The organism is Novosphingobium sp. HNCC26BN242, from assembly GCF_057180525.1.
Map to the genome: position 1 here is coordinate 455,821 of NZ_JBXUGM010000002.1, position 21,317 is coordinate 477,137.

The following is a 21,317-nucleotide window of genomic DNA, read 5'->3' on the forward strand; positions in this document are numbered from 1 at the left end:
CCCGTTCCGACGGTCGCGCGCTGGATTCCCGCCTGCGCGGGAATGACGAATGCCGGGTTAGAGCGAACGTCCGGCGCGGCCTGCAAGTTCGTTGACATATTGCCACGCGACGCGGCCCGAGCGGCCGCCGCGGCGTTTTGACCATTCGAGGGCATCGGATTCCTCATAGGTCAGACCGTAGTTTGCGGCATAGCCTGCGATGATCGCGAGGTAATCATCCTGCGTGCAGTTGTGGAAGCCGAGGCTGAGGCCGAAGCGGTCTGCCAGTGCCAAGCGATCATCAATGACATCGCGCGGGTTGATCGGGTCATCCTGTTCGGACAGGTGGCGCTCGACAATGGCGCGGCGGTTTGAGGTGACGGCGAGGCGGACGTTGGCAGGGCGGGCTTCTACGCCGCCTTCGAGCCAGGAGCGCAGCTTGCGCGCGCCATCGCCATCGCCCGCATCGAAGCCGAGATCGTCGAGGAACACGAGGAAGCGGCGGTCGATTTTGCGAAGGGTGGCGAAGAGATCGGCAAGGCCCGCGTCGGGGCTGGCTTGAACGAGCGCAATTGAGCCAGGGTTTGCCTGTTGCGCGGCGAGGGTGGCGGCGCGGAGGAGGGCGGATTTGCCCATGCCGCGTGCACCCCACAGCAACATATCATGCGCAGCTGCCCCACGCGAAAGGCGCGCGACGTTTTCGACCACGGCGGTCTTCTGCTTGTCGATCCCCTGCATCAGATCGAGCGCAGGAGCTTCGAGCGGAGTGATGCCGCGCGCGGCCTTGCCGTCCCAGACATAGGCGGGGAAGGCGTGCCAATCGGCGCTGGCCTCACACGGGGGAGACAGGCGTTCAAGTGCTTCGGCAATGCGGGTAAGCAGGGCTTCGTTCATCCCGCCAGCGCTTCGGTATCGGGATCATAGAGCAGTGCGGCACCGGCCATCGCGGACGAGCCGAGCCCGCGCGCTTCGGGGACGATCACGCGGTTGAAGAACTTGGTGACGGCGATCTTGGCGGGGAGGCCGGAGGCGCGCGACTGGCGAGCGAGCTGCCATCCGGCGACGGCGACCGCGCACATCGTGGTGAAGGGGACTGAGCCTGCCAGCTTGTCGTCCAACGAAGCGGTGGTGCTCATCCACTGACCGATGGCGGCGGCGTCCTTTGCCAGCGCGGCGACTTCGGGCACGTCTTCCATTTCCGCAGCAATTTCGGCCATCAGCGATTGCAGGACGCCGCCGTTTTCGTAGCCGAGCTTGCGGGTGACGAGATCGGCGGCCTGAATGCCGTTGGTGCCTTCGTAGATCGGAGCGATGCGGGCATCGCGCAGGTGCTGGGCGGCGCCGGTATCCTCGATGAAGCCCATGCCGCCGTGGACCTGAATGCCAAGGCTGGCGACCTCGCAGCCAATATCGGTGCCCCAGGCCTTGAGCATGGGCACGAGCAGTTCGGCGCGCTTCTGGGCAGCGTCATCGCTCAAGGAGCCGCGATCGACCTGGCCGGCGGTGTAGTAGAGCAGCGCGCGGCTGCCTTCGGTCAGCGCACGCATCCGCATCAGCATGCGGCGCACGTCGGGGTGTTCGATGATGGCGACGGGGGTCTTGTCGGGGGACCCTGCGCGGGCGGACTGGACACGGTCGCGCGCATAGGCGGCGGCTTGCTGGAAAGCGCGTTCGGCGATCTGGACACCCTGGCTGCCGACGTTGATGCGCGCGGAGTTCATCATCGTGAACATGGCGCGCAGGCCGCCGTTTTCGTGGCCGACCATCTCGCCGACGCATTCGCCATTGTCGCCATAAGACATGACGCAAGTGGGCGAGGCGTGAATGCCGAGTTTGTGTTCGATCGAGACACAGCGGACATCGTTGGCCGCGCCGATGGTCCCGTCCTGTTCCACGTGGAACTTGGGCACGATGAACAGCGAGATGCCGCGTGAACCTTCGGGCGCGCCGGGGGTGCGGGCGAGGACGAGGTGGACGATGTTGCCGGCAGCGTCATGTTCGCCGAAGGTGATGTAGATCTTGGTGCCGGTAATGCGGTACTTGCCCGCGTGGGGGCCATCGGTGATCGGCACGGCGGTGGTGCGCAGTGCGCCCACATCGGACCCGGCCTGCGGTTCGGTCAGGTTCATCGTGCCCGACCATTCGCCGCTGATCAGCTTTGGCAGGTAGACCGCTTTCTGTTCCTGATTGCCGTGGTGTTCGAGCGCCTCAATCGCGCCGACAGTGAGCATCGGCAGCAGGGTGAAGCCCATGTTGGCCGCGCCCAGCGTTTCCAGCGCGACCGTGGCGAGGGTGAAGGGCAGGCCCTGTCCGCCGAAATCAGCAGACCCGGCGATGGAGTTCCAGCCCTGTTCAACGAAAGCCTTGTAGGCATCGACATAGCCGGGCGGGAGGGTGACGACGCCGTCCTTCCACTTTGCGCCAACCTGATCGCCTGCGCGGTGGAGCGGGGCCCATTCGCCTGCGGCAAAGGCGCCCACGCCTTCGACGATGGCCTCAACCAGATCGGGCGTGGCGGCGGCAAAGCGTTCGCTCTGCGCCAGCTCGTCAATACCGGCGCTGACACGGATCGCGAGGATCTGATCGGCGGTGGGCGGGGTGAAGGTCATCGCTCTCTCCTGTGGCGCAGCGCTTGGCGCAGGGCTTACTGCTCCCTATAGCCGGGCTTATGGAGCCGACAAAGCCTTCGAAAGTGCAAGTGCCCGATGATCAAGGGCTTGCGCATGCAGCGCAAGTGATTGCGCAAGGTGGCACCGTGGCTGTGCCGACCGAGACGGTCTATGGCCTTGCCGCACGCGCCGATCAGGATGCGGCGGTGGCGGGAATCTATCGCGCCAAAGGGCGGCCGGACTTCAACCCTCTGATCGTGCACGTGCCGGACGTTACGGCAGCGCGGGACTATGCGCTGTTTGATGACAGAGCGCTGGCACTGGCAGAAGCATTCTGGCCGGGCGCGCTGACCATGGTTTTGCCGCGCCGGAGCGATGCTCGATTGGCCGCGGCGGTAAGTGCAGGGCTGCCAACTGTGGCGCTGCGGGTTCCAGCCCATCCGGTGATGCAGGCCCTGTTGAAAACCTGTGGATACCCGCTCGCTGCACCATCTGCGAATCGCAGTGGCGCGGTGAGCCCGACGAGCGCTGTGCATGTGGCGGATTCGCTGGGGGGGCGGGTGGACCTGATTCTGGACGGGGGTGAGACCGAGCGCGGGATCGAATCGACCATCGTGGGCCTGCGCGATGACGGGACCTGGGCCCTGCTCCGTCCCGGACCGATTACCGAGGCGGAGATTTCAGCGGTGCTGGGCCAGGGCAGTACGGCGGTCCATTCCACACAGATCGAAGCGCCGGGCCAGCTGGCCAGCCACTATGCGCCGGGAAAGCCTGTGCGGCTGGATGCGACGGTAGCGCACGAAGGGGAGTTCCTGATCGGGTTTGGTGCAGTCGGCGGGCACGTTTCACTTTCAGCTTCCGGTGATCTGGCTGAGGCCGCTGCGCGGCTTTATGCATGCCTGCATCTGGCGGCAGCTGCGCCGCATAAGCGCATTGCCGTGGCTTCGGTACCTGATGAGGGCATGGGCGTGGCGATCAATGACCGGTTACGCCGCGCGGCTGCTTGAACGCTATTCAGACTCAAAGGGTATGGTCGCGCGAAGGTCCGTCATTTCATCATAGATGCGGCGGGCATCATTGCAGGCAACTTCATCGCCATCACGGCATTCGGCGCGGGCTCGATCATATCTGCGGGACAACCGTCCGTAGCGTTCTTCTCGCTGGCGGAGCTGACGGCCACGTTTCTGATCCTGCTCTGAATCGCTGACAGTGACACGATCATAGACATCGGCACCGGCGCGCACGGGCAGGGTGGCCACATCCAGCACCGCTTTCGCCACGCAACCCGTCAAAAGCAAGAAAGCACATGGCAGCAAGACGGTGGCGAAACGCATGGGATTCTCCCTCTGGTTGGAAAGTCCCATTGTGCAAGGGACTTGGCAAGTGAGGGATGTGCCGGATTGGGGCTTTTGGGGGTTGAGCCAGGCTTGAAGGCTTGGATGTAATATGCCCTCCCCCCAGCCCCTCCCGCCTGCGGGAGGGGAGTAAAGTGGGTCCCCTCCCGCCTGCGGGAGGGGGGTAGTTGGATTGCACTTTCACCCTATTGTTGCGCGGCTTCGCTTTCATCGCTGCTGGGCGTTACACCGTTTTCGCACACCAGTTTGCCTGATCCCATCGCGCTGACCTTGCAGGTTGCCCGGCCAAATACGCGGACTTCGCCTGAACCCATGATGTTGGCATTGACCTGCCCGTTGGAAGCGAAGCGGGCGTTGCCTGATCCGGCCACATTGACTTTGGCAGTATCGGCATTGAGTCCGTCCATTTCGGCATCGCCACTGCCCGCGATAGTCAGATTGAGGTCCTTGGCCTTGCCCGCTGCGCGCAGCTTGCCCGAACCGGCGACATCGACATCAAGCTTGGGCGTGTCGATCGCACGCGCCTCGACCACGCCTGCACCGGCAATCACGATTTTGGCTTCCCGCCCGCCCATCTGATCGGTGACCAGCGTGCCAGAGCCTGCCAGCATGACATCGCTGAGCATCGGCAGCGTCACGTTGACCGTGGCGGCATTTGTCTGCTGGCCGAGTTTCCAACCTTCGCGCGTGATGCCAAGCTGGCCTTCGGACAGGGCAAAACGCAGCTTGTCTGCCCCTTCGCCTTCGACAGTGATGGCCAGCTTGTCTCCGCGCACGACCCGCACATTTTCTGGGCCGAGCAGGGCGATTCCGGTAGGTGCAGAGCCGGACGTGTCCAAATCGGCAAGGGGCACGCCCTTTTCGCCATTGAACGCCATGCTGGAGCCATCACACCCGGCAAGCGCGGTGGCGAGACCGAACATAGCAACGCCAGCAATGGCACGAACGACATTTTGCAACATGACCGAAACTCTCCTGACTGTATTACTGATGTAACACGGTGGCGAAGCGTAGGCCACGTCGTTTGTGGAAAGCGGGATGGTGTCGGTCGGGTGGGGTTGCACTGAAGAAAGAGAAAAATGAATCGCGCAGAGGCGCAAAGGCGCGGAGAGAAGAAGTAAAAAGGGTCTCTGTGCTTCTGCACGAAATCACTTTCCTGCCTTCGGCGGAACATACGAAAAAGGCCCCCGGTTTCCCGGGGGCCTTTTGCTTGCGAAAGTTCGCGGAACGAATCAGGCCGTTTCGTAATACTTGGGCGCGTGTTCGTTGAGGATTTCGAGGATCTTCTTGAGCGCAGCCGGCTCATCCGTCTTTTCCATGGCGGCCAGTTCGCGCGCGAGACGCGAGGAGGCGGCTTCGAAAATCTGGCGTTCGGAATAGCTCTGCTCGGGCTGATCATCAGCGCGGAACAGATCGCGCGTCACTTCGGCGATGGACACGAGGTCACCCGAATTGATCTTCGCTTCGTATTCCTGCGCGCGGCGCGACCACATGGTGCGCTTTACCTTGGGCTTGCCCTTGAGCGTATCAAGCGCTTCGCGCAGCGTCTTGTCCGAGGACAGCTTGCGCATGCCGATCGCTTCGACCTTGTTGACCGGAACGCGCAGCGTCATGCGTTCTTTTTCGAAGCGCAGCACATAGAGCTGCAGCTTCATGCCGGCAATTTCTTCGTCCTGAAGTTCGACCACACGGCCGACACCATGCTTTGGATAAACGACGTAGTCCCCAACATCGAAGGCGAGAGCCTTGACTGCCATTGGTAATCCTTTCGACGCGGGCAGGACCGGTGATGCGGAAGCAAGCAGGACCTTATGGGGAAAGGCCTGTAACCGTAACGAGAAACCGCCGCCAATCAGACGGTCATACTCATACGGTCATGCGGGGCTTGCGATCCGATTACCTGTATTGTCCTGCCGGTTCCGTGGTGAAAAGACGCCGGACAGGCATAAGCCCACCGGCGCTCGGACTCCTACATAGCAGTTCAGCAACAAAATTACCACCCCTGAACACGCATGTCCGAGGCACAGAGCGTTTGATGGTACCATTCCTGCGAAAAATGGTGGTCAAATCAGCGTTCAACCACGTCTCACACAAAGGCGCAGGCGTGACAACTGGCTGTAATCAGTCGCCTTCGCCGGGTTCGGGCGAGAAGTACTTTTCGAACTTCCCATCTTCGCCCTTATGCTCATCAGCATCTGCCGGAGCATCGCGCTTGGTGGTAATGTTGGGCCATTCGGCGGAATACTTGGTGTTCAGTTCAAGCCACTGTTCAAGCCCGGATTCGGTATCGGGCAGAATCGCCTCGGCCGGGCATTCGGGTTCGCACACGCCGCAATCGATGCATTCGCTGGGGTTGATCACGAGCATGTTGTCACCCTCATAGAAGCAATCCACGGGGCAGACCTCGACGCAATCCATGTACTTGCAACGGATACAGGCGTCGGTGACGACGTAGGTCATGGCAGAAGTGATCCCTCAGGTGTCAAATTCACGCCGTGCTAGAGGCCTTTCCCCCGGCGCGTCAAGCGCACAGTGGGGTGCATGGTGGTTCGAGCAGTCCAGCAGGCGATAACAGTTTGCTGCTTCGGCGGCTGGTCCGCGTCGGGCCGGGATATCGACGACTTCGATCACGGCAATCCGGCTGCGCATCGGCAGGACCAGAACATCGCCCAGCTTTACAGCAGCGCTGCAGCGTTCGATGCGCCGACCATTGAGCCGCATGTGTCCCGCGCTGACCCAATCCTGTGCAAGGCTGCGGCTGCCAGCAAAGCGGGTGAACCACAGAAACTTGTCGATCCGCAAGTGGGGCCTCTCCTGCGCTATCTAGCAACCAGTGCGGCAAGGGCCGCAAAAGCACCGGTTGGTGGGGTGGTTGGAACTATATCGGGCGCAAGGGCCACACGCGATACGGGGCGCAAAGGCCGCCAATCCCACAGCGGCGGCTGCGCTGGTCCAAAGGCCTTCGGCGAAAGTGCCAGCCCCATATGGACGCGAAACCCGCCTGCCCGCAGCAGGGCGGCATAGGCAGCGGTGGACAGGTTCATCGAACGGGCAACCGCAGGATCAAGGAAAACGCGGCGCGCTTTTGTGCCCATACGGACTGCGTGGGCGGCATGGAGCAGCTTTTCCGCCAGATCCACCCGCAGTGATTCCTGCCCAAGGCGGCGATAGCCTGCTGGCGCGATGCTGGAATGGACCACCGGTTGCAAGGCTTCGGGGGGCAGAGGGGCTGGGCGGGTGCAGATTCTGGCAAGGCGGTGCCAAGATTGGATCGCAGCAGGGCGCAGCGCTGTGGGCACGAACACGTCCAGCGCGCCGATGCGGACACCCAGCTTTTTGAGGCGGTTGCGCTGGGCTGGATCGAGCCGCTCCAGCCCGGAATCCTCGCGTGCCAGCACGCCGCCGGATTCAACCAGGTGGAGCAGCAAGGCGCGCAGTTCCGGGCCAGAGGCGGGATCGCGGCTGGCCTCATCCAGCGCGATCAGGGGGCTAAGTGTGCGAGCGTGATGGTGGGCAAGCCATGCTTCGAGCGCGGCGATGACGCGGGCTTTATCAAGCGCGGAGAGGCGATCTAGCGCTGGATCGGGGCGCAAGCGGGGATCGAGCAAGCGGCGGCCGCGTTCAAGCCGGGCCACGACGTGCCCCTGCCAGACCAGCGCCGTGTCTTCGAACTCCAGCCCATGTGGCTGCGCGGCGGCCTGTATCAACGCATCGGCGCGGGTGGCGAGCAGGCCAGGCAGGTGACGTTCGGCAGCGGCCAGCAGGAGGCGGCGGTCTTCGGCCCGGGCCAGCGGGTCGACCATGAAGCGGAAGCCTTCGATATGGCCGATGGGTTCATCGTCAACCAGCAGCGCGCCCTCATCCGACAGGCGCACTGGCAGCAGGCCCGCATCAGCCCCGGCCTTGCGCATCAGCACCGTGGTGCGGCGATTGACGAAGCGTTCAGTGAGCCGGGCATGGAGCGCATCGGACAGGCGCGCTTCTACTGCGCGAGCGCGGGCGGCCATCTCATCGCGGGCCAGCACCCAATCGGGGCGCTGCGCGATATAGGACCATGAGCGGATCGCCGCGATGCGCGCCTGCAGCGTATCGATATCGCCCGAGGGGTTATCGAGTTGCGCAATGGCCTGCGCGACGAAATCGGCACCGAGATATCCGCCGCGCAAGTCCTGCCACAGGCGGGCGACGAAGCGACCATGGGTTTCCGAACCCTGCTGGCGAAAATCGGGCAGGCGGCAGACGTTCCAGAAGCGCTGGACCGATCCTTTGCCGCGCACGCTGGCGGCAACTTCGGCATCATCAGCCAGATGTTTGAGCACGGCGAGATCTATCGCCTGCGGGGGCATGGCCAGTTGTGGGAGCGGGGGGAAGCTTTCGAGATCATCGATCAGCGCGGTGATGCTGTCAAAACGCGGCTCGGCTTCGCGCCAGTAGAGGCGGGTGAGGGGGGCGAAGCGGTGTTCTTCGATGGCGTAGATTTCGTCGTCGGTGAATTCGGGATCGTGGCCGCCGGTTCCGGCGAGCGTGCCGAACGTGCCATCGCGCTGATGACGCCCGGCCCGCCCTGCGATCTGGGCCATTTCGGCAGTGGTCAGCAGGCGCTGGCGGTGGCCATCGTATTTGGACAGGCCTGCGAAGGCAACGTGGTGGACATCGAGGTTGAGGCCCATGCCGACCGCATCGGTGGCGACGAGATAATCGACCTCTCCGGCCTGATACATCGCGACCTGGGCGTTGCGCGTCTGCGGGGAAAGCGCGCCCATCACCACCGCCGCACCGCCCCGGAAACGGCGGAGCATTTCGGCCATGACATAGACCTGCTCGGCACTGAATGCGACGATGGCGCTGCGTGGCGGGATGCGCGAGAGCTTTTTCGCACCGACGTGAGTCAGCGTGGAAAAGCGCGGGCGGGTGACAATTTCGGCCTCGGGGACGAGCGCCTTGACCATCGGTTCGAGGATCGAGGAGCCCAAGAGCATGGTTTCTTCGCGGCCGCGCGTGTGAAGCAGGCGATCGGTGAAGATGTGGCCGCGTTCGGGATCGGCGGAGAGTTGGGCTTCATCAAGCGCGATGAAGGCAAGATCAGGGCGGGAGGGCATGGCTTCCACCGTGCACAAGTGCCAGCGCGCGCCTTTGGGTTCGATGCGCTCTTCGCCAGTGATGAGCGCGACGTTTTCGGGGCCCTTAATCGCGCAGACGCGGTCATAGACTTCGCGGGCAAGCAACCGTAGCGGGAAGCCGATGGCACCGGAGGAGTGCGCACAGAGGCGTTCGATGGCGAGGTGAGTCTTGCCGGTGTTGGTGGGGCCTAGCACGGCCTTGACCACTCCGGTATAGCTCGACTTGCGCGGTTGTGCAGGCGTGCGGTTGGCCATGTAAGGGAATGTGGCGGGCGCAGCTTGCAGAAACAAGCGACAGCAGGGAATTTATCCCCTGCCCGAAGTGTCGCGCCAATCTTCGTCATTCCCGCGCAGGCGGGAATCCAGCGGCGAATAAGCCGTCGCAAAGCGACGACTTTATTTGAAAGCTGGACCCCCGCCTGCGCGGGGGTGACGAAAAGGGGGCTGGGAAGTGCTCGTCAACGAAAAGAGGCCCGGATTTCTCCGGGCCTCACGTCTCACTGATTCATCGTGGCGAAGAAATCTTCGTTGGTCTTGGAATCCTTGATCTTGTCGAGCAGGAATTCCATCGCGTCGATTGTGCCCATCTGCATGAGGATGCGGCGCAGGACCCACATCTTCGACAGCTGGTCCTTGGGCACAAGCAGCTCTTCCTTGCGGGTGCCGCTCTTGCCCACGTCGAGCGCGGGGAAGATGCGCTTGTCGGAGACCTTGCGGTCCAGCACGATTTCGGAGTTGCCGGTGCCCTTGAACTCTTCGAAGATCACTTCGTCCATGCGGCTGCCAGTATCGATCAGCGCGGTTGCGATGATCGAGAGCGAGCCGCCTTCCTCGATGTTGCGGGCCGCACCGAAGAAGCGCTTGGGGCGCTGCAGGGCATTGGCATCAACACCGCCGGTCAGCACTTTGCCCGATGATGGCACGACGGTGTTGTAGGCACGGCCAAGGCGCGTGATTGAATCGAGCAGGATAACGACATCGCGCTTGTGTTCGACCAGACGCTTAGCCTTTTCGATGACCATTTCGGCGACCTGCACATGGCGTGTTGCAGGCTCGTCAAAGGTTGAGGAAATGACCTCGCCCTTCACGCTGCGCTGCATGTCGGTGACTTCTTCCGGACGTTCGTCGACCAGCAGGACGATGAGGAAGACTTCGGGGTGATTGTCGGTAATGGCCTTGGCCATGTTCTGCAGCAGCACGGTCTTGCCGGTGCGCGGCGGGGCGACGATCAGGGCGCGCTGGCCCTTGCCCTGCGGGCTGACCAGATCGATCACGCGCGCGGACTTGTCCTTGACCGTGGGATCGAGCGTGTCGAGCTTGAGGCGCTCGTTCGGATAGAGCGGGGTCAGGTTGTCAAAATTGACGCGGTGGCGCACGGCGTCGGGTTCGTCAAAGTTGACTTTGATCAGGCGGGTGATCGCGAAATAGCGTTCGCCATCCTTGGGCGCGCGGACTTCGCCTTCGACCGTATCGCCAGTGCGCAGGCCCCATTTGCGGACCTGGTTGGGCGAGACATAGATGTCGTCAGGCCCGGCGAGGTAATTCGCTTCGGGGCTGCGCAGGAAGCCGAAGCCATCGGGCAGGACTTCGATCGTGCCGATACCAAGGATTTCTTCGCCGTCTTCGGCCATTTCCTTAAGGATTGCGAACATCAGGTCCTGGCGGCGCAGCGTGCTGGCGCCTTCGACCTCGAGCTCTTCGGCCATCTGGACCAGCTCTGCCGGGGTTTTCTTCTTGAGTTCTTTCAGGTGCATTTTCGTGTGATTCCCATGGGAATGCAAAGGGGTAGATCGATGGCCGGAAGCCTCTGAAGGGCTTGGAGAAAGCAAGAGGGCGGCTGCAGCAAAGGCAGCGCATCTGTTTCCGGACGCTCCGGGGATATGCCGTGGGGCAGGTTTAGTCAATCGGGGATGGCCGTCTGGCTGCAACATGCCCTCCCCCAGCCCCTCCTGCAAGCGGGAGGGGAGAACCGGGAGTGCCCCTCTCGCTTGCGGGAGGGAAGAAGGTCAGAACGGCTTTACGATTACCATGATGACGATGATGGCCGCTGTGACGCCGGGAATTTCGTTGAGCAGGCGCAACTTCTTGCCCGAAAGCTTGCGGATGCCAGCGGCAAGATTTTGCGCATAGGCGGCAAGCCAGAAGTGGTAGGCGGTGAGCACCAGAACGGCGAGCAGCTTCACATGGAACCAGCCTTGCGTGAACCATTCTCCGCTGACGGTGAGCAGCAAGCCCAGCACCCAGACCACGACGAGCGCAGGCCACATGATGATCTTCATCAGCTTGCGCTCTCGGTCCACCCAGATCGCGTTTTCGGGCGAGCCTTCGTGCGCTTCCTGATGATAGACGAAGAAGCGCGGCAGCATGAACAGGCCCGCCATCCAGAAGATCACGAAAATGACATGGCCGGCTTTCAGCCAGAGATAGAGCATCGCCAATACCTGCTGCATGTGTTGCGTGTCTGCCTGCCGTTTGCGCCCCCGTGCGGCCTATTTCGGCGCAGGGGGCACGGTTTGCAAGACGTTCGTTTAGGGAAGGGGCGAGGGTGCCTCTCCACCATCCTGCAGATGGCTCCCCTCCCCGAGCCGGGGAGGAATTAGTGCGACCAACCTCGCACGATCTTCAGCAGCGCCTCGACGTTTTCGATGGGGGTGTGCTGGCCGATGCCGTGGCCAAGGTTGAACACGTGTGGGCGATCGGCAAAGGCTTCGAGCACGCGAATCGTGTACTTTTCCAAGTCAGCGCCGCCCGATAACAGCAGCAGCGGATCGAGATTGCCCTGCACCGGCATGCCAGCAGGCAATTCGCGCGCGGCCCAGAGCGGGTCGATGGTTTCATCGACGCCCACGGCATTGACGCCGGTTTCGCGGGCATAGGCTGCAAGCTTTTCGCCAGCACCCTTGGGGAAACCGATGATTGGCACATGCGGATAGCGGCGCTGCATTTCGGCGGTGATCTTGGCATTGGGGGCAATGACCCAGCGTTCGAACTGGGCGGGCGAGAGACTGCCTGCCCAAGAATCGAACAGTTGCAGGCCTTGTGCGCCCGCATCAGCCTGGCCTGACAGATATTCGATGGTCACATCACAGATCGCATCGATGATCGCCTGGAATGCCGAAGGATCCCGATAGGCGAGCGCACGGGTATCGTGATGATCGCGGCTGCCTTCGCCTGCGACCATGTAAGTGGCGACGGTCCACGGGGACCCTGCAAAGCCCAGCAACGTGGTGTCAGGGCTGATCAGCGCTTTTACCTTGGCCACCGTCTCATAGATCGGGGAAAGACGCTCAGGCACGGCTGTGAGGCTTTCCAGCGCCACATCGAGCAGGCGGGGCGAAAGGTCAGGGCCTTCGCCGACGAGGAATTTCAGATCCTGCCCCATCGCATAGGGCACGATCAGGATATCGGAAAACAGGATCGCGCCATCAAAGCCGAAGCGGCGGATGGGCTGCACGGTGACTTCGGCCGCAGCATCGGTATCGTAGACCAGCGCGAGGAAGCCGCCCTTTTCAGCACGGAGCGCGCGATATTCGGGCAGATAGCGCCCGGCCTGCCGCATCAGCCAGATCGGCCGGGAAGCAAGGTTTTCCCCTTTGAGCGTGCGGAGAAGGGGGCCAGCTTCAGGCGTTTCAGACTCTGCTACAAGCGTTTCAGGCATCGTGCTTCGATCCATTCTACTTAAACTAGATTCTTAGAATCAGGTTGATGGTGTTAGTTGGCCCTGTGGATATCGGGGTTTGCGGTTATCTGCCCGATTTGTGAGTCCGCTTCCACACTTTTCGGTGTCTGCGACTCTGGACAGAGTCGGAGGAGTCTTTCGTCAAGGCGAAGTTCTCACCACTCTCCACAGGCTGGGGAAAAGCCTGTCCACTTGTTCACAAGCGGGCACGAGCAGGACTCGCAGCGAGGGTGAAAAGGGGGTCTGAACTTGTCCCTGATCCTGTCCCGTGGTTTATCGGCGGGGTTTCCACAAGTCTGTCCCGATGGGGGGACGGGCTCTCCACAAAGGCCTCACAGATGCGTTTGCACCTGCATCTTCTGTCGGATTCTACCGGCGAAACGCTGGAAATGATTGCCAAGGCGGCGCTGGCGCAGTTCGATGGGGCCCATGTGGTGCGCCACTTTTGGCCGATGGTGCGATCGATGCAGCATCTTGACCGGATCATGGGGGAGATTGCCGCAAATCCGGGACTGGTGCTCTATACGCTGGTCAATACCGAAACGCGCGAACGGCTGGAGCAGCGCTGCATGGCGCTGGGTCTGCCGAGTGTGGCTGCGCTCGATACCGTTACCGATGCCTTGCAGCAGCAGCTGGGCGTGCAGGCCAAGGGCCGTCCGGGCCGCCAGCATATGATGGACGAGGCCTATTTTCGCAGGGTTGATGCGATCCAGTTCACGATTGCGCATGATGACGGGCTGAACTGGGAGAACTGGGAAGAGGCCGATATCGTGCTGGCCGGCGTTTCGCGCAGTTCCAAGACGCCGACATCAATCTATCTGGCCAACCGGGGATATAAAGTGGCCAATATCCCGATCGTGGTGGAAAGCCCGCCGCCGCCGATGCTGTTTTCGTTGCGCCGTCCGCTGGTGGTGGGGCTGACGACTAGCCCTGAACGGCTGATTGCGGTGAGACGCAACCGGTTACTGTCGCTCAACCAGGCGCCTGAAACGGCCTATGTCGACAATGAGCATGTGACGCGCGAAGTGCAGTATGCCCGGCGCATGTTTGCCGATAATGGCTGGGCCGTGATTGACGTTTCGCGCCGCTCTATTGAAGAGACGGCTGCGGCGGTGATCAATCTTTACAACGAACGGGTTGCCGCTGGTGGAAGCGGAGATGGAGTGAAGCCGATATGACCTTGGTGCTGGCAAGCCAGAGCGCATCACGCAAGATGATGCTCGAAGCCGCAGGTGTGCCGTTCGAGGCGCGGGCATCCGATGCTGATGAGGGTGCGATCAAGCGCGAGCTGATCGGGGTTCCGGGCTGCCAGATCGCCAGCGTTCTGGCCGAGGCCAAGGCGCTGTGCGTGTCGTCGGCCATGCCGGGTCGGCTGGTCTTGGGTGGGGATTCGCTGGTGGAGGTGGCGGGGCGGCAATTCGACAAACCGGTGAGCCGCGAAAATGCCGTGGAGCATCTGGAGTTCTTTTCGGGCAAGCAGATGCACCTCCATTCCGCCGCCGTGCTTATGCGTGATGGACAAGTGGTGTGGAAAACCTGCGAGACCGCAAAACTGCAGGTTCGGGCGCTTTCTCCCGGGTTTATCCAGAGCTATCTCGACAGGGAATGGCCCGCCGTTTCGGGCTGTGTCGGGGTGTTTCGCATCGAGGCGTTAGGGGTGCAGCTGTTCGAGCAGATCGACGGCAGCCACTTCAGCGTGCTGGGCATGCCGTTGCTGGCGCTACTGGCGGCCTTGCGTGCGCAGGAGGAGTTGCCGTCTTGAATGCGCCTTATGCCGAAGTGATCGGGGACCCGATTGCGCAATCCAAATCGCCGGTCATCCATGGGTTCTGGCTGGAACAACTGGGGATGGAAGGACGCTACGACCGGGCACATGTGACGGCAGAGGGGTTGGCTGACTATCTGGCCGCGCGGCGGGCGGACGCGGATTGGCGTGGTTGCAACGTGACGATGCCGCACAAGCAGGCCGTGATTCCGCTGCTCGACCGGCTGGATCCGCTGGCCGCGCGGATCGGGGCGGTGAACACCATTGTGCCCGAAGACGGTGCGCTGGTGGGATACAATACTGACGCGCCGGGGTTTCTGGAGCCCTTGCGCGAAGAGCTGGGCAAGACGCATTATTTCCGCATGGCGCGGGTGCTGGGCACGGGCGGGGCGGCCCGGGCGATCATTACGGCGCTGGCCGATGCCGGGGTGATGATCGTGCTGGCCGGGCGCAACGGGGATAAGGCGCGCGCGCTGCTGAACGAGCTGGATCCCGGTGGGGAGCATTATGTCGCGCCGCTTGATCACTTTGCCGATGCGACTGATTTTGCCTTCGACGACCGGGAAGGGTGCTTTGATCTGGTGGTCAATGCCTCGTCGCTGGGGATGACTGGGCAGCCGCCACTGATCTTTGACCTTAGCCATGCTCCGCCGGGCTCGATCTTCTATGATATCGTTACATCTCCGTTGGATACGGCATTACTCAAGTCCGCTAGAGGTTTGGGGTTCCGTACGGTCGATGGGCTGTCGATGCTGATCGGGCAGGCTGACCATGCGTTCCGCCGGTTCTTTGACGCTGTGCCGCCACGTGGTGAGGCGGATGTGGAATTGCGGCGGAGGATTGGGGCGTGAGCAGGCCGTTCGTTCTGGGGCTGACCGGATCGATCGGCATGGGCAAGTCTGCCGTGGCGATGATGCTGCGCGAACTGGGCGTGCCGGTGTTCGATGCCGATGCGGCGGTGCATCATCTGCAGGGTCCGGGTGGAGAACTGCTGCCTGCGATTGAGGCGGCGTTTCCAAGCACGACCGGGCCGCAAGGCGTGAAGCGGCAAGAACTGGGCGCAAAAGTCTTTGGTGATGCAGCGGCGCTCAAGCGGTTGGAAGCGATTGTGCACCCTGCCGTGGCGCGGATGCGCGAGGCGTTCATGATCGAGCATCTGGGGGAGGCGATCGTCGTGTTCGACATTCCGCTACTTTATGAAAAGGGCCACGGCAGCGATCTGGACGCGGTGATGGTGGTTTCTGCGCCTGCCCATGTGCAGCGCGAACGCGTGTTGGCGCGGCCCGGCATGACCGCGGAAAAGTTTGCGCATATCCTGTCGCTGCAAGTGCCCGATGCGGAAAAGCGGGCGCGGGCCAACCACGTGATCGACACCGGGGTGACGCTGGCGGAGACGAAAGCGCAAGTGGCGCAACTGGTGGCACAGATACGGGAAAAAAACCCGCGCGCTAAGCCCTAGCGCCTCTTGCCAGCCCCCTGTTGCAGGTCCACATATCCATGAATGCGTGAGATCGTGTTCGATACCGAGACGACTGGACTGGACCCCAAGAGCGGGGATCGGCTGGTAGAGATTGGCTGCATCGAAATGGTCAACTTGGTGCCCACGGGCTCGGTTTTCCATTGCTATTTCAACCCCGAACGCGACATGCCGGCCGAGGCTGAGGCTGTACACGGCCTGTCGATCACGTTCCTGGCCGACAAGCCGAAATTCGCCGAAAAGGCAGGGGAGTTCCTCGAATTCATCGCCGATGCGCCGCTGGTGGCGCACAATGCAGGCTTCGATTTCGGCTTCATCAACAACGAATTGGAAATGTGCGGGCTGGAGCCAATCAGCCGGGATCGGATGATCGATACCGTGGCCATTGGTCGGCGCAAGCACCCCGGTGCCAAACTGAGCCTTGATGCGCTGTGTTCGCGCTATGGCATCGACCGCAGCCACCGCACCAAGCATGGCGCGCTGCTGGATGCGGAACTGCTGGCGCAGCTATATGTTGAGTTACTGGGCGGAAGGCAGATCGGACTCGAACTGGCGGCAGAGGTTGCCGCAAGGGCTGATGCCGCTGTGACGCAGGAGACCGTTGTGGTCTCTGGGAATAGTCCCCGCCCCTACCGTTCCCCGCGCCCGCATGCCGCGAGCGCGGAGGAGCTTGCCCGCCATGATGCGTTCATGTCGGGTTTCAGCGAGCCGATCTGGTCGCGCGGATAAGCGCGGCAGATGGGTTGGCCGGAGCGATCTGGCCAGAGCAACAGGAGAAGTAAACTATGGATATTCGCGTTTCGGGACACCAGGTCGATACCGGTGCCGCACTGCAGACTCACGCTGAAGAGCGCCTTGGCGCCATCGTCGAGAAGCATTTTTCCCGAGCGCTTTCCTCCCACGTGACTATGGGCAAGGCCCCGCATGGCGGTTTCCGATGTGATATCGTGACGCACGTAGCGCAGGGCCTGATCCTGAAAGGTAGCGCGGTGGCGCAGGACGCACACGTTGCGCTTGATCAGTCAGCCGAGAAGATTGAAAAGCAGCTGCGCCGCTATCGCCGCCGGATCAAGGACCGCCATGAAGGCGCTGACCATGCACGCAAGGCCGATGAGGCCAACTTCGTGGTGCAGGACGCAAACTACACGGTCTTTGCGCATGACGAGGCAGGCGAGGAAGAACCGGCCGACGCACCGCTGGTCATTGCCGAAACGCGGGTGGATGTACCAACAGCCAGCGTATCGGACGCGGTGATGATGCTCGATCTGCGCAATACCAATGCGCTGCTGTTCAAAAACGCAGCAACCGACACACACAACATGGTCTATCGCCGGGGTGACGGATCGATTGGCTGGGTTGAGCCTGGATAAGCCTGTCTGGGCAGACCTCCTGCCTGTTCCGAGGGCCATACCGGTCCTCGGACACACCCGTTTGACAAAGTTTTACGAATCGCTTTGCGCTTGCCTTCACAAGCATTCGGGCGCATTGCGCGGCCCAATTCGCCGGGCCCTAATTCACCGGCCCATTGCACTTTTATGATACGTTCTTGGCAGTATGTCGGTTCTCTTCAACCTTGATCCTCAGGCCGTGCGCGTTGTTCGTGCGGATTCAAAGCAGCAGATCCTGACCGATCTGGCCGCCTGCTTTGCGTCGGTCTATGCGCTTGATTCCGATGTAGTGATTGACGGTATCGAAGAGCGTGAAAAGCTGGGCAGCACCGGCTTTGGACGCGGGGTAGCCATTCCTCATGCGCGCATTGATGGGCTTGAACGCCCGGTTGCGGCGTTCTTTCGCCTGACCGCGCCGGTCGAATTTGCCGCCGCTGATGGCATGCCGGTCGATTGCGTGTTCGGCCTGCTTTCGCCGTCACAAGCAGGCGCTTCACACCTGCAGGCGCTGGCCGCCATTTCGCGTTTGATGCGCGATGAGCGTATGCACGAACGGCTGGTTGCCGCCACCGATGCCGAAGCGCTCTATGGCCTATTGGTCAACGTCATCGATCGCGATGCCGCCTGATCCAGTAGCCGACAGCGCCACCCTGCATTGGCGCGCGCTGGAGGGACTCTATGGGTCTGCCCCGATCAACAGTCTGTTCCAGTCGCGGCTGGAAATTGCCGGCGAGGGCCTATCGCGCATTCATTTTGATGTGACTTCTGCATGTTTCCATGCCGCAGGGGCCGCGCATGGGACGATCTATTTCAAAATGCTTGATGATGCGGCGTTCTATGCCGCCAATACGCTGGTGACCGACCGGTTCTTGCTGACCACATCGTTTAATCTGTTTTTCAGCCGTCCGATCAAGGGCGGACGCGTGATTGCCGAAGGTCGCTGGGTCTCAGGGCGTCGCCGTGTGCTGGTGGCGGAATCGCGGCTGATTGATGAAGATGGCGAGGAAGTTGGCCGGGGCACCGGCACATTCCAGCGTTCGCGCATCGCGCTGTCCAGCCTTGACGGATACAACGCCGGTCTACGCGTAGCGCTCGCCTGATGGAAACCCGGCTCCCGGCGCATCTTGAAGTGAGCGGTCTGGTCCGCGCTGCTCAGGCTGCGGGCGACTTTGCGATGATCCTGCACAAGGGCGAGCGTGACGCGGGCACGATCCTGCTCGTTTTGATGGAAAATCAGGGTCTTGGCGTTCTTTATGAACGAATGCCGCAGCTTGACGGCACCCGTAAATGGAGCCCAACAAAGACACAAGTAATTGATAATAAACCAGACTTTGATGACTATCTGGATCGCCGCAGCAGGCAGGATCCCGATCTCTGGATAGTTGAACTGACTGTCGCAGATCGCGAACGCTTCATCCGCGATACCCTGTCCGAAGCCTGAACGCGGGTTGACTCTGTGCGGGATAGCAATAAAGGCCCGCTACCGATTTTTGCGCAGGCGGTGATGTGGGGCACGAAGCCGAACACACTGGCACGCAGACGGGGGGTAACCGACATGGCCCTTCGGCACAGCAGCAGTCTGCGGAACTCCGCAAGCTGCGCTCGTGTCGCGCCATGACCGGAAATCCACCGCCCATTGACGACTTTAGATGAGCAACAAGTTCAAATACGCAGCGGCCCTCAGCGTTGCTGCCACATTTATAACTACGCTTTTCAGCACGGCCGGTTCCCACGCCGCAGCGCAAAGCCTTAATTCTCCCGTCGCCGTTGCGGCGACATTCATCTCCCAGCCTGTGGTACAGCCGCTCGCACCGATGCTGAGCGATACCCCGGACGAAAGCCAAGAAGCCCGCGCTTCCTCGCTTGCCGAGCTGGTAACAGAAACCTCCATTCCCACCGCGCTTTCAAAAGATCTGGAATGCCTTGCTGGCGCCGTGTTCTTTGAAGCCAAGAGCGAATCGTTGGCCGGACAGCTGGCCGTTGGCCGCGTGATCGTGGCGCGCGCCAATTCCGGCCGCTTCCCGGCATCCTATTGCGGCGTGGTGTTCCAGCCTTCGCAGTTCTCGTTCGTTCGTGGTGGCGCCATGCCCGCGATCAACCGTGAGAGCCGCGCTTGGCAGACCGCCGTTCGCATTGCCCGCATCGCTGATGAGGGTGAATGGAAAAGCCCGGTGGAAGGCGCAATGTTCTTCCACGCCGCCTATGTTTCGCCGCGCTGGGGCAAGACCCGCATGGCCAAAGTGGACGGACACATCTTCTACCGTTGAGGTTCTGCCGTTGAGGCTGCCGATCAGGCACATGAAAAAGGCCGGTCCCCGGGTGGGTCCGGCCTTTTTTCGTTCGGGGATTTTTCGATCAGTGGCGGAAGTGGCGCATGCCGGTGAAGACCATGGCAAGGCCAGCCTCATCAGCGGCCTTGATCACTTCTTCATCGCGCATCGAGCCGCCGGGCTGAATCACGCAAGTGGCTCCGGCTTCGACAGCGGCCATCAGGCCATCGGCAAACGGGAAGAACGCATCGGATGCCACGGCAGAGCCGTGTGTGCGCACTTCGCTGAAGCCGTGCGTCTCAGCTGCTTCCTTGGCCTTTGCTGCGGCGATGCGCGATGAATCGCGGCGGTTCATCTGGCCTGCGCCAATCCCTGCTGTAATGCCGTCCTTGGCATAGACGATGGCGTTGGATTTAACGTGCTTGGCCACGGTCCATGCGAACAGCGCATCGGCAAGTTCCTGTTCGGTGGGCGCGCGCTTGGTTACGACCTTGAGATCAGCCTTGTCCACTTTGCCACAATCGCGATCCTGCACCAGCACACCACCGGCGATGGGCACGGTGACCAGCCCTTTGCGGTCCGCGTCAGGCAGGCCATCAACCAGCAGCAGACGCAGGTTTTTCTTGCGTTCAAATGCGGCCTTGGCGGCATCATCAGCGCCAGGTGCGACGACAACTTCGGTGAAGATTTCGCAGATGGCGTTGGCCGTTGGTCCATCCAGTGGCACGTTGGTGGCCACAATGCCGCCAAACGCCGAGACGGAATCGCATTCCAGCGCCGCTTTCCACGCATCGAGCAGCGTATCGGCCGTGGCGACGCCGCAGGGGTTGGCGTGCTTGACGATCACTACTGTAGGCTTGGCACCCATGAACTCGGCCACCAGTTCCAGCGCGGCATTGGCGTCATTGTAATTGTTGTAAGACAGCTCCTTGCCCTGAACCTGCGTGGCTTGCGGCAGGCCGGTGACTGCAGGGTTGCGCGCCACATAGAGCGCGGCGTTCTGATGCGGGTTTTCACCATAGCGCAGCGTGGTAACGCGGGTGTGCGCAGCGGCCAGTACAGGGGGGAAGTGCTCACCCTGATCGACAGTGGCAAACCACTGTGAAATGGCCGAATCATATGCTGCGGTTGCGGCATATGCCTTGGCCGCCATCTTGCGGCGGAAGTTCAGCGTCGTCGCGCCGCCCGTTTCGTCCAGTTCCTGCAGGAAGGTGGTGTAATCGGCGGCGTCGGTCAGGATCGTCACGTAATCGTGATTCTTGGCAGCAGAGCGCACCATCGAGGGGCCGCCGATATCGATGTTCTCGATCACCTCATCGCGTGCTGCGCCTTTGGCCACGGTCGCTTCGAACGGATAGAGATTGACCACGACCAGATCGATTGCGCCAATAGCATGTTCAGCCATGGCGGCGGCATGTTCGGGATTGTCGCGCACGGCCAGCAGTCCGCCGTGGATCGTGGGGTGCAGCGTTTTGACGCGGCCGTCCATCATTTCAGGAAAGCCGGTGTGTTCTGACACGTCTTTCACCGTGAGCCCTGCATCGCGCAGCGCCTTGGCGGTGCCGCCAGTGGACAGCAGTTCCACGCCGCGCGCGGCCAGCGCCTTGCCCAGATCGACAAGGCCGGATTTGTCGGACACTGAAAGCAGCGCCCGCTTGATGGTAACTTGGCTCAC

General features: G+C 61.8%; 23 protein-coding genes. 11 read left to right on the plus strand and 12 right to left on the minus strand.

What is annotated here, in order from left to right:
- Nucleotides 1–57: 57 nt before the first annotated feature.
- Both AC2A1F_RS09775 and AC2A1F_RS09780 read right to left on the minus strand, forming a co-directional pair.
- Nucleotides 58–873, minus strand: coding sequence for a DUF815 domain-containing protein (locus tag AC2A1F_RS09775; protein ID WP_484208568.1), 816 nt, complete (start codon nt 871–873; stop codon nt 58–60).
- Nucleotides 870–2,588, minus strand: coding sequence for an acyl-CoA dehydrogenase family protein (locus tag AC2A1F_RS09780; protein WP_484208569.1), 1,719 nt, complete (start codon nt 2,586–2,588; stop codon nt 870–872). Before AC2A1F_RS09780 ends, AC2A1F_RS09775 begins: the two co-directional genes overlap by 4 nt.
- Before the next feature lie 59 nt (nt 2,589–2,647).
- On the opposite strand from AC2A1F_RS09780, the gene AC2A1F_RS09785 reads away from it, so the two are divergent.
- Nucleotides 2,648–3,595 (plus strand): L-threonylcarbamoyladenylate synthase, encoded by a 948-nt coding sequence (locus AC2A1F_RS09785; RefSeq protein ID WP_484208570.1) that lies wholly within the window; start codon nt 2,648–2,650, stop codon nt 3,593–3,595.
- Between the two features lie 3 nt (nt 3,596–3,598).
- Here AC2A1F_RS09785 and AC2A1F_RS09790 read toward each other — a convergent pair whose 3' ends face one another.
- The 9 genes from AC2A1F_RS09790 to hemE form a co-directional block, all read right to left on the minus strand.
- Nucleotides 3,599–3,922, minus strand: coding sequence for a hypothetical protein (locus AC2A1F_RS09790; protein WP_484208571.1), 324 nt, complete (start codon nt 3,920–3,922; stop codon nt 3,599–3,601).
- Nucleotides 3,923–4,128: 206 nt separating this feature from the next.
- Nucleotides 4,129–4,866: a head GIN domain-containing protein gene (locus AC2A1F_RS09795; protein WP_484208572.1), complete on the minus strand. Its 738-nt coding sequence runs from the start codon at nt 4,864–4,866 to the stop codon at nt 4,129–4,131.
- A gap of 309 nt (nt 4,867–5,175) precedes the next feature.
- Nucleotides 5,176–5,700: a CarD family transcriptional regulator gene (locus AC2A1F_RS09800; RefSeq protein ID WP_292629591.1), complete on the minus strand. Its 525-nt coding sequence runs from the start codon at nt 5,698–5,700 to the stop codon at nt 5,176–5,178.
- 364 nt (nt 5,701–6,064) lie between these two features.
- Nucleotides 6,065–6,403, minus strand: coding sequence for a ferredoxin FdxA (gene fdxA, locus AC2A1F_RS09805; protein ID WP_484208573.1), 339 nt, complete (start codon nt 6,401–6,403; stop codon nt 6,065–6,067).
- 15 nt (nt 6,404–6,418) lie between these two features.
- Nucleotides 6,419–6,745: an RNA-binding S4 domain-containing protein gene (locus tag AC2A1F_RS09810; RefSeq protein ID WP_484208574.1), complete on the minus strand. Its 327-nt coding sequence runs from the start codon at nt 6,743–6,745 to the stop codon at nt 6,419–6,421.
- A gap of 17 nt (nt 6,746–6,762) precedes the next feature.
- Nucleotides 6,763–9,318 (minus strand): helicase-related protein, encoded by a 2,556-nt coding sequence (locus AC2A1F_RS09815; RefSeq protein ID WP_484208575.1) that lies wholly within the window; start codon nt 9,316–9,318, stop codon nt 6,763–6,765.
- A gap of 242 nt (nt 9,319–9,560) precedes the next feature.
- Entirely contained in the window at nt 9,561–10,817 is a 1,257-nt protein-coding gene (gene rho / locus AC2A1F_RS09820) for a transcription termination factor Rho (protein WP_484208576.1), read from the minus strand.
- A gap of 252 nt (nt 10,818–11,069) precedes the next feature.
- Nucleotides 11,070–11,513 carry a CopD family protein gene (locus AC2A1F_RS09825; protein ID WP_484208577.1) on the minus strand — a complete coding sequence of 148 codons (444 nt, stop codon included), beginning with the start codon at nt 11,511–11,513 and terminating at the stop codon, nt 11,070–11,072.
- A gap of 146 nt (nt 11,514–11,659) precedes the next feature.
- Complete coding sequence (hemE, locus tag AC2A1F_RS09830) at nt 11,660–12,721, minus strand: uroporphyrinogen decarboxylase (protein ID WP_484208578.1); 1,062 nt, start codon at nt 12,719–12,721, stop codon at nt 11,660–11,662.
- 359 nt (nt 12,722–13,080) lie between these two features.
- Here hemE and AC2A1F_RS09835 point away from each other — a divergent pair, with 359 nt between their 5' ends.
- The 10 genes from AC2A1F_RS09835 (at nt 13,081) to AC2A1F_RS09880 (ending at nt 19,639) form a co-directional block, all read left to right on the plus strand.
- Nucleotides 13,081–13,920, plus strand: a complete 840-nt coding sequence (locus AC2A1F_RS09835; RefSeq protein WP_484208579.1) for a pyruvate, water dikinase regulatory protein — start codon at nt 13,081–13,083, stop codon at nt 13,918–13,920.
- On the plus strand, nt 13,917–14,504 hold the full coding sequence (locus AC2A1F_RS09840; RefSeq protein WP_484208580.1) for a Maf family protein: 588 nt from the start codon (nt 13,917–13,919) through the stop codon (nt 14,502–14,504). The genes AC2A1F_RS09835 and AC2A1F_RS09840 overlap by 4 nt, the downstream gene beginning before the upstream one ends.
- Entirely contained in the window at nt 14,501–15,358 is an 858-nt protein-coding gene (gene aroE / locus AC2A1F_RS09845; protein WP_484208581.1) for a shikimate dehydrogenase, read from the plus strand. The genes AC2A1F_RS09840 and aroE overlap by 4 nt, the downstream gene beginning before the upstream one ends.
- On the plus strand, nt 15,355–15,966 hold the full coding sequence (gene coaE / locus AC2A1F_RS09850; RefSeq protein ID WP_484208582.1) for a dephospho-CoA kinase: 612 nt from the start codon (nt 15,355–15,357) through the stop codon (nt 15,964–15,966). The genes aroE and coaE overlap by 4 nt, the downstream gene beginning before the upstream one ends.
- A gap of 42 nt (nt 15,967–16,008) precedes the next feature.
- A complete protein-coding gene (gene dnaQ / locus AC2A1F_RS09855) occupies nt 16,009–16,713 on the plus strand; it encodes a DNA polymerase III subunit epsilon (protein ID WP_484208583.1) in 705 nt (234 codons plus the stop codon).
- 56 nt (nt 16,714–16,769) lie between these two features.
- Nucleotides 16,770–17,354 (plus strand): ribosome hibernation-promoting factor, HPF/YfiA family, encoded by a 585-nt coding sequence (gene hpf, locus AC2A1F_RS09860; RefSeq protein ID WP_484208584.1) that lies wholly within the window; start codon nt 16,770–16,772, stop codon nt 17,352–17,354.
- A 184-nt stretch (nt 17,355–17,538) separates the two neighbouring features.
- Complete coding sequence (locus AC2A1F_RS09865; protein WP_484208585.1) at nt 17,539–18,000, plus strand: PTS sugar transporter subunit IIA; 462 nt, start codon at nt 17,539–17,541, stop codon at nt 17,998–18,000.
- A complete protein-coding gene (locus tag AC2A1F_RS09870) occupies nt 17,990–18,472 on the plus strand; it encodes a PaaI family thioesterase (protein ID WP_484209019.1) in 483 nt (160 codons plus the stop codon). The genes AC2A1F_RS09865 and AC2A1F_RS09870 overlap by 11 nt, the downstream gene beginning before the upstream one ends.
- A complete protein-coding gene (locus tag AC2A1F_RS09875) occupies nt 18,472–18,813 on the plus strand; it encodes a DUF1491 family protein (RefSeq protein WP_484208586.1) in 342 nt (113 codons plus the stop codon). The genes AC2A1F_RS09870 and AC2A1F_RS09875 overlap by 1 nt, the downstream gene beginning before the upstream one ends.
- Nucleotides 18,814–19,021: 208 nt before the next feature.
- The gene (locus AC2A1F_RS09880; protein ID WP_484208587.1) at nt 19,022–19,639 is read left to right on the plus strand and encodes a cell wall hydrolase; all 618 of its coding nucleotides are present in this window, start codon (nt 19,022–19,024) and stop codon (nt 19,637–19,639) included.
- A gap of 88 nt (nt 19,640–19,727) precedes the next feature.
- On the opposite strand, the gene purH is transcribed toward AC2A1F_RS09880, so the two are convergent.
- Complete coding sequence (gene purH, locus AC2A1F_RS09885; protein WP_484208588.1) at nt 19,728–21,317, minus strand: bifunctional phosphoribosylaminoimidazolecarboxamide formyltransferase/IMP cyclohydrolase; 1,590 nt, start codon at nt 21,315–21,317, stop codon at nt 19,728–19,730.

Coding starts and splice junctions, on each gene's coding strand:
- AC2A1F_RS09775 (WP_484208568.1), bottom strand. CDS start 873: ATGAACGAAGCCCTGCTTACCCGCATTGCCGAAGCACTTGAACGCCTG.
- AC2A1F_RS09780 (WP_484208569.1), bottom strand. CDS start 2,588: ATGACCTTCACCCCGCCCACCGCCGATCAGATCCTCGCGATCCGTGTC.
- AC2A1F_RS09785 (WP_484208570.1), top strand. CDS start 2,648: ATGGAGCCGACAAAGCCTTCGAAAGTGCAAGTGCCCGATGATCAAGGG.
- AC2A1F_RS09790 (WP_484208571.1), bottom strand. CDS start 3,922: ATGCGTTTCGCCACCGTCTTGCTGCCATGTGCTTTCTTGCTTTTGACG.
- AC2A1F_RS09795 (WP_484208572.1), bottom strand. CDS start 4,866: ATGTTCGGTCTCGCCACCGCGCTTGCCGGGTGTGATGGCTCCAGCATG.
- AC2A1F_RS09800 (WP_292629591.1), bottom strand. CDS start 5,700: ATGGCAGTCAAGGCTCTCGCCTTCGATGTTGGGGACTACGTCGTTTAT.
- fdxA (WP_484208573.1), bottom strand. CDS start 6,403: ATGACCTACGTCGTCACCGACGCCTGTATCCGTTGCAAGTACATGGAT.
- AC2A1F_RS09815 (WP_484208575.1), bottom strand. CDS start 9,318: ATGGCCAACCGCACGCCTGCACAACCGCGCAAGTCGAGCTATACCGGA.
- rho (WP_484208576.1), bottom strand. CDS start 10,817: ATGCACCTGAAAGAACTCAAGAAGAAAACCCCGGCAGAGCTGGTCCAG.
- AC2A1F_RS09825 (WP_484208577.1), bottom strand. CDS start 11,513: ATGCAGCAGGTATTGGCGATGCTCTATCTCTGGCTGAAAGCCGGCCAT.
- hemE (WP_484208578.1), bottom strand. CDS start 12,721: ATGCCTGAAACGCTTGTAGCAGAGTCTGAAACGCCTGAAGCTGGCCCC.
- AC2A1F_RS09835 (WP_484208579.1), top strand. CDS start 13,081: ATGCGTTTGCACCTGCATCTTCTGTCGGATTCTACCGGCGAAACGCTG.
- AC2A1F_RS09840 (WP_484208580.1), top strand. CDS start 13,917: ATGACCTTGGTGCTGGCAAGCCAGAGCGCATCACGCAAGATGATGCTC.
- dnaQ (WP_484208583.1), top strand. CDS start 16,009: ATGCGTGAGATCGTGTTCGATACCGAGACGACTGGACTGGACCCCAAG.
- hpf (WP_484208584.1), top strand. CDS start 16,770: ATGGATATTCGCGTTTCGGGACACCAGGTCGATACCGGTGCCGCACTG.
- AC2A1F_RS09865 (WP_484208585.1), top strand. CDS start 17,539: ATGTCGGTTCTCTTCAACCTTGATCCTCAGGCCGTGCGCGTTGTTCGT.
- AC2A1F_RS09870 (WP_484209019.1), top strand. CDS start 17,990: ATGCCGCCTGATCCAGTAGCCGACAGCGCCACCCTGCATTGGCGCGCG.
- AC2A1F_RS09875 (WP_484208586.1), top strand. CDS start 18,472: ATGGAAACCCGGCTCCCGGCGCATCTTGAAGTGAGCGGTCTGGTCCGC.
- AC2A1F_RS09880 (WP_484208587.1), top strand. CDS start 19,022: ATGAGCAACAAGTTCAAATACGCAGCGGCCCTCAGCGTTGCTGCCACA.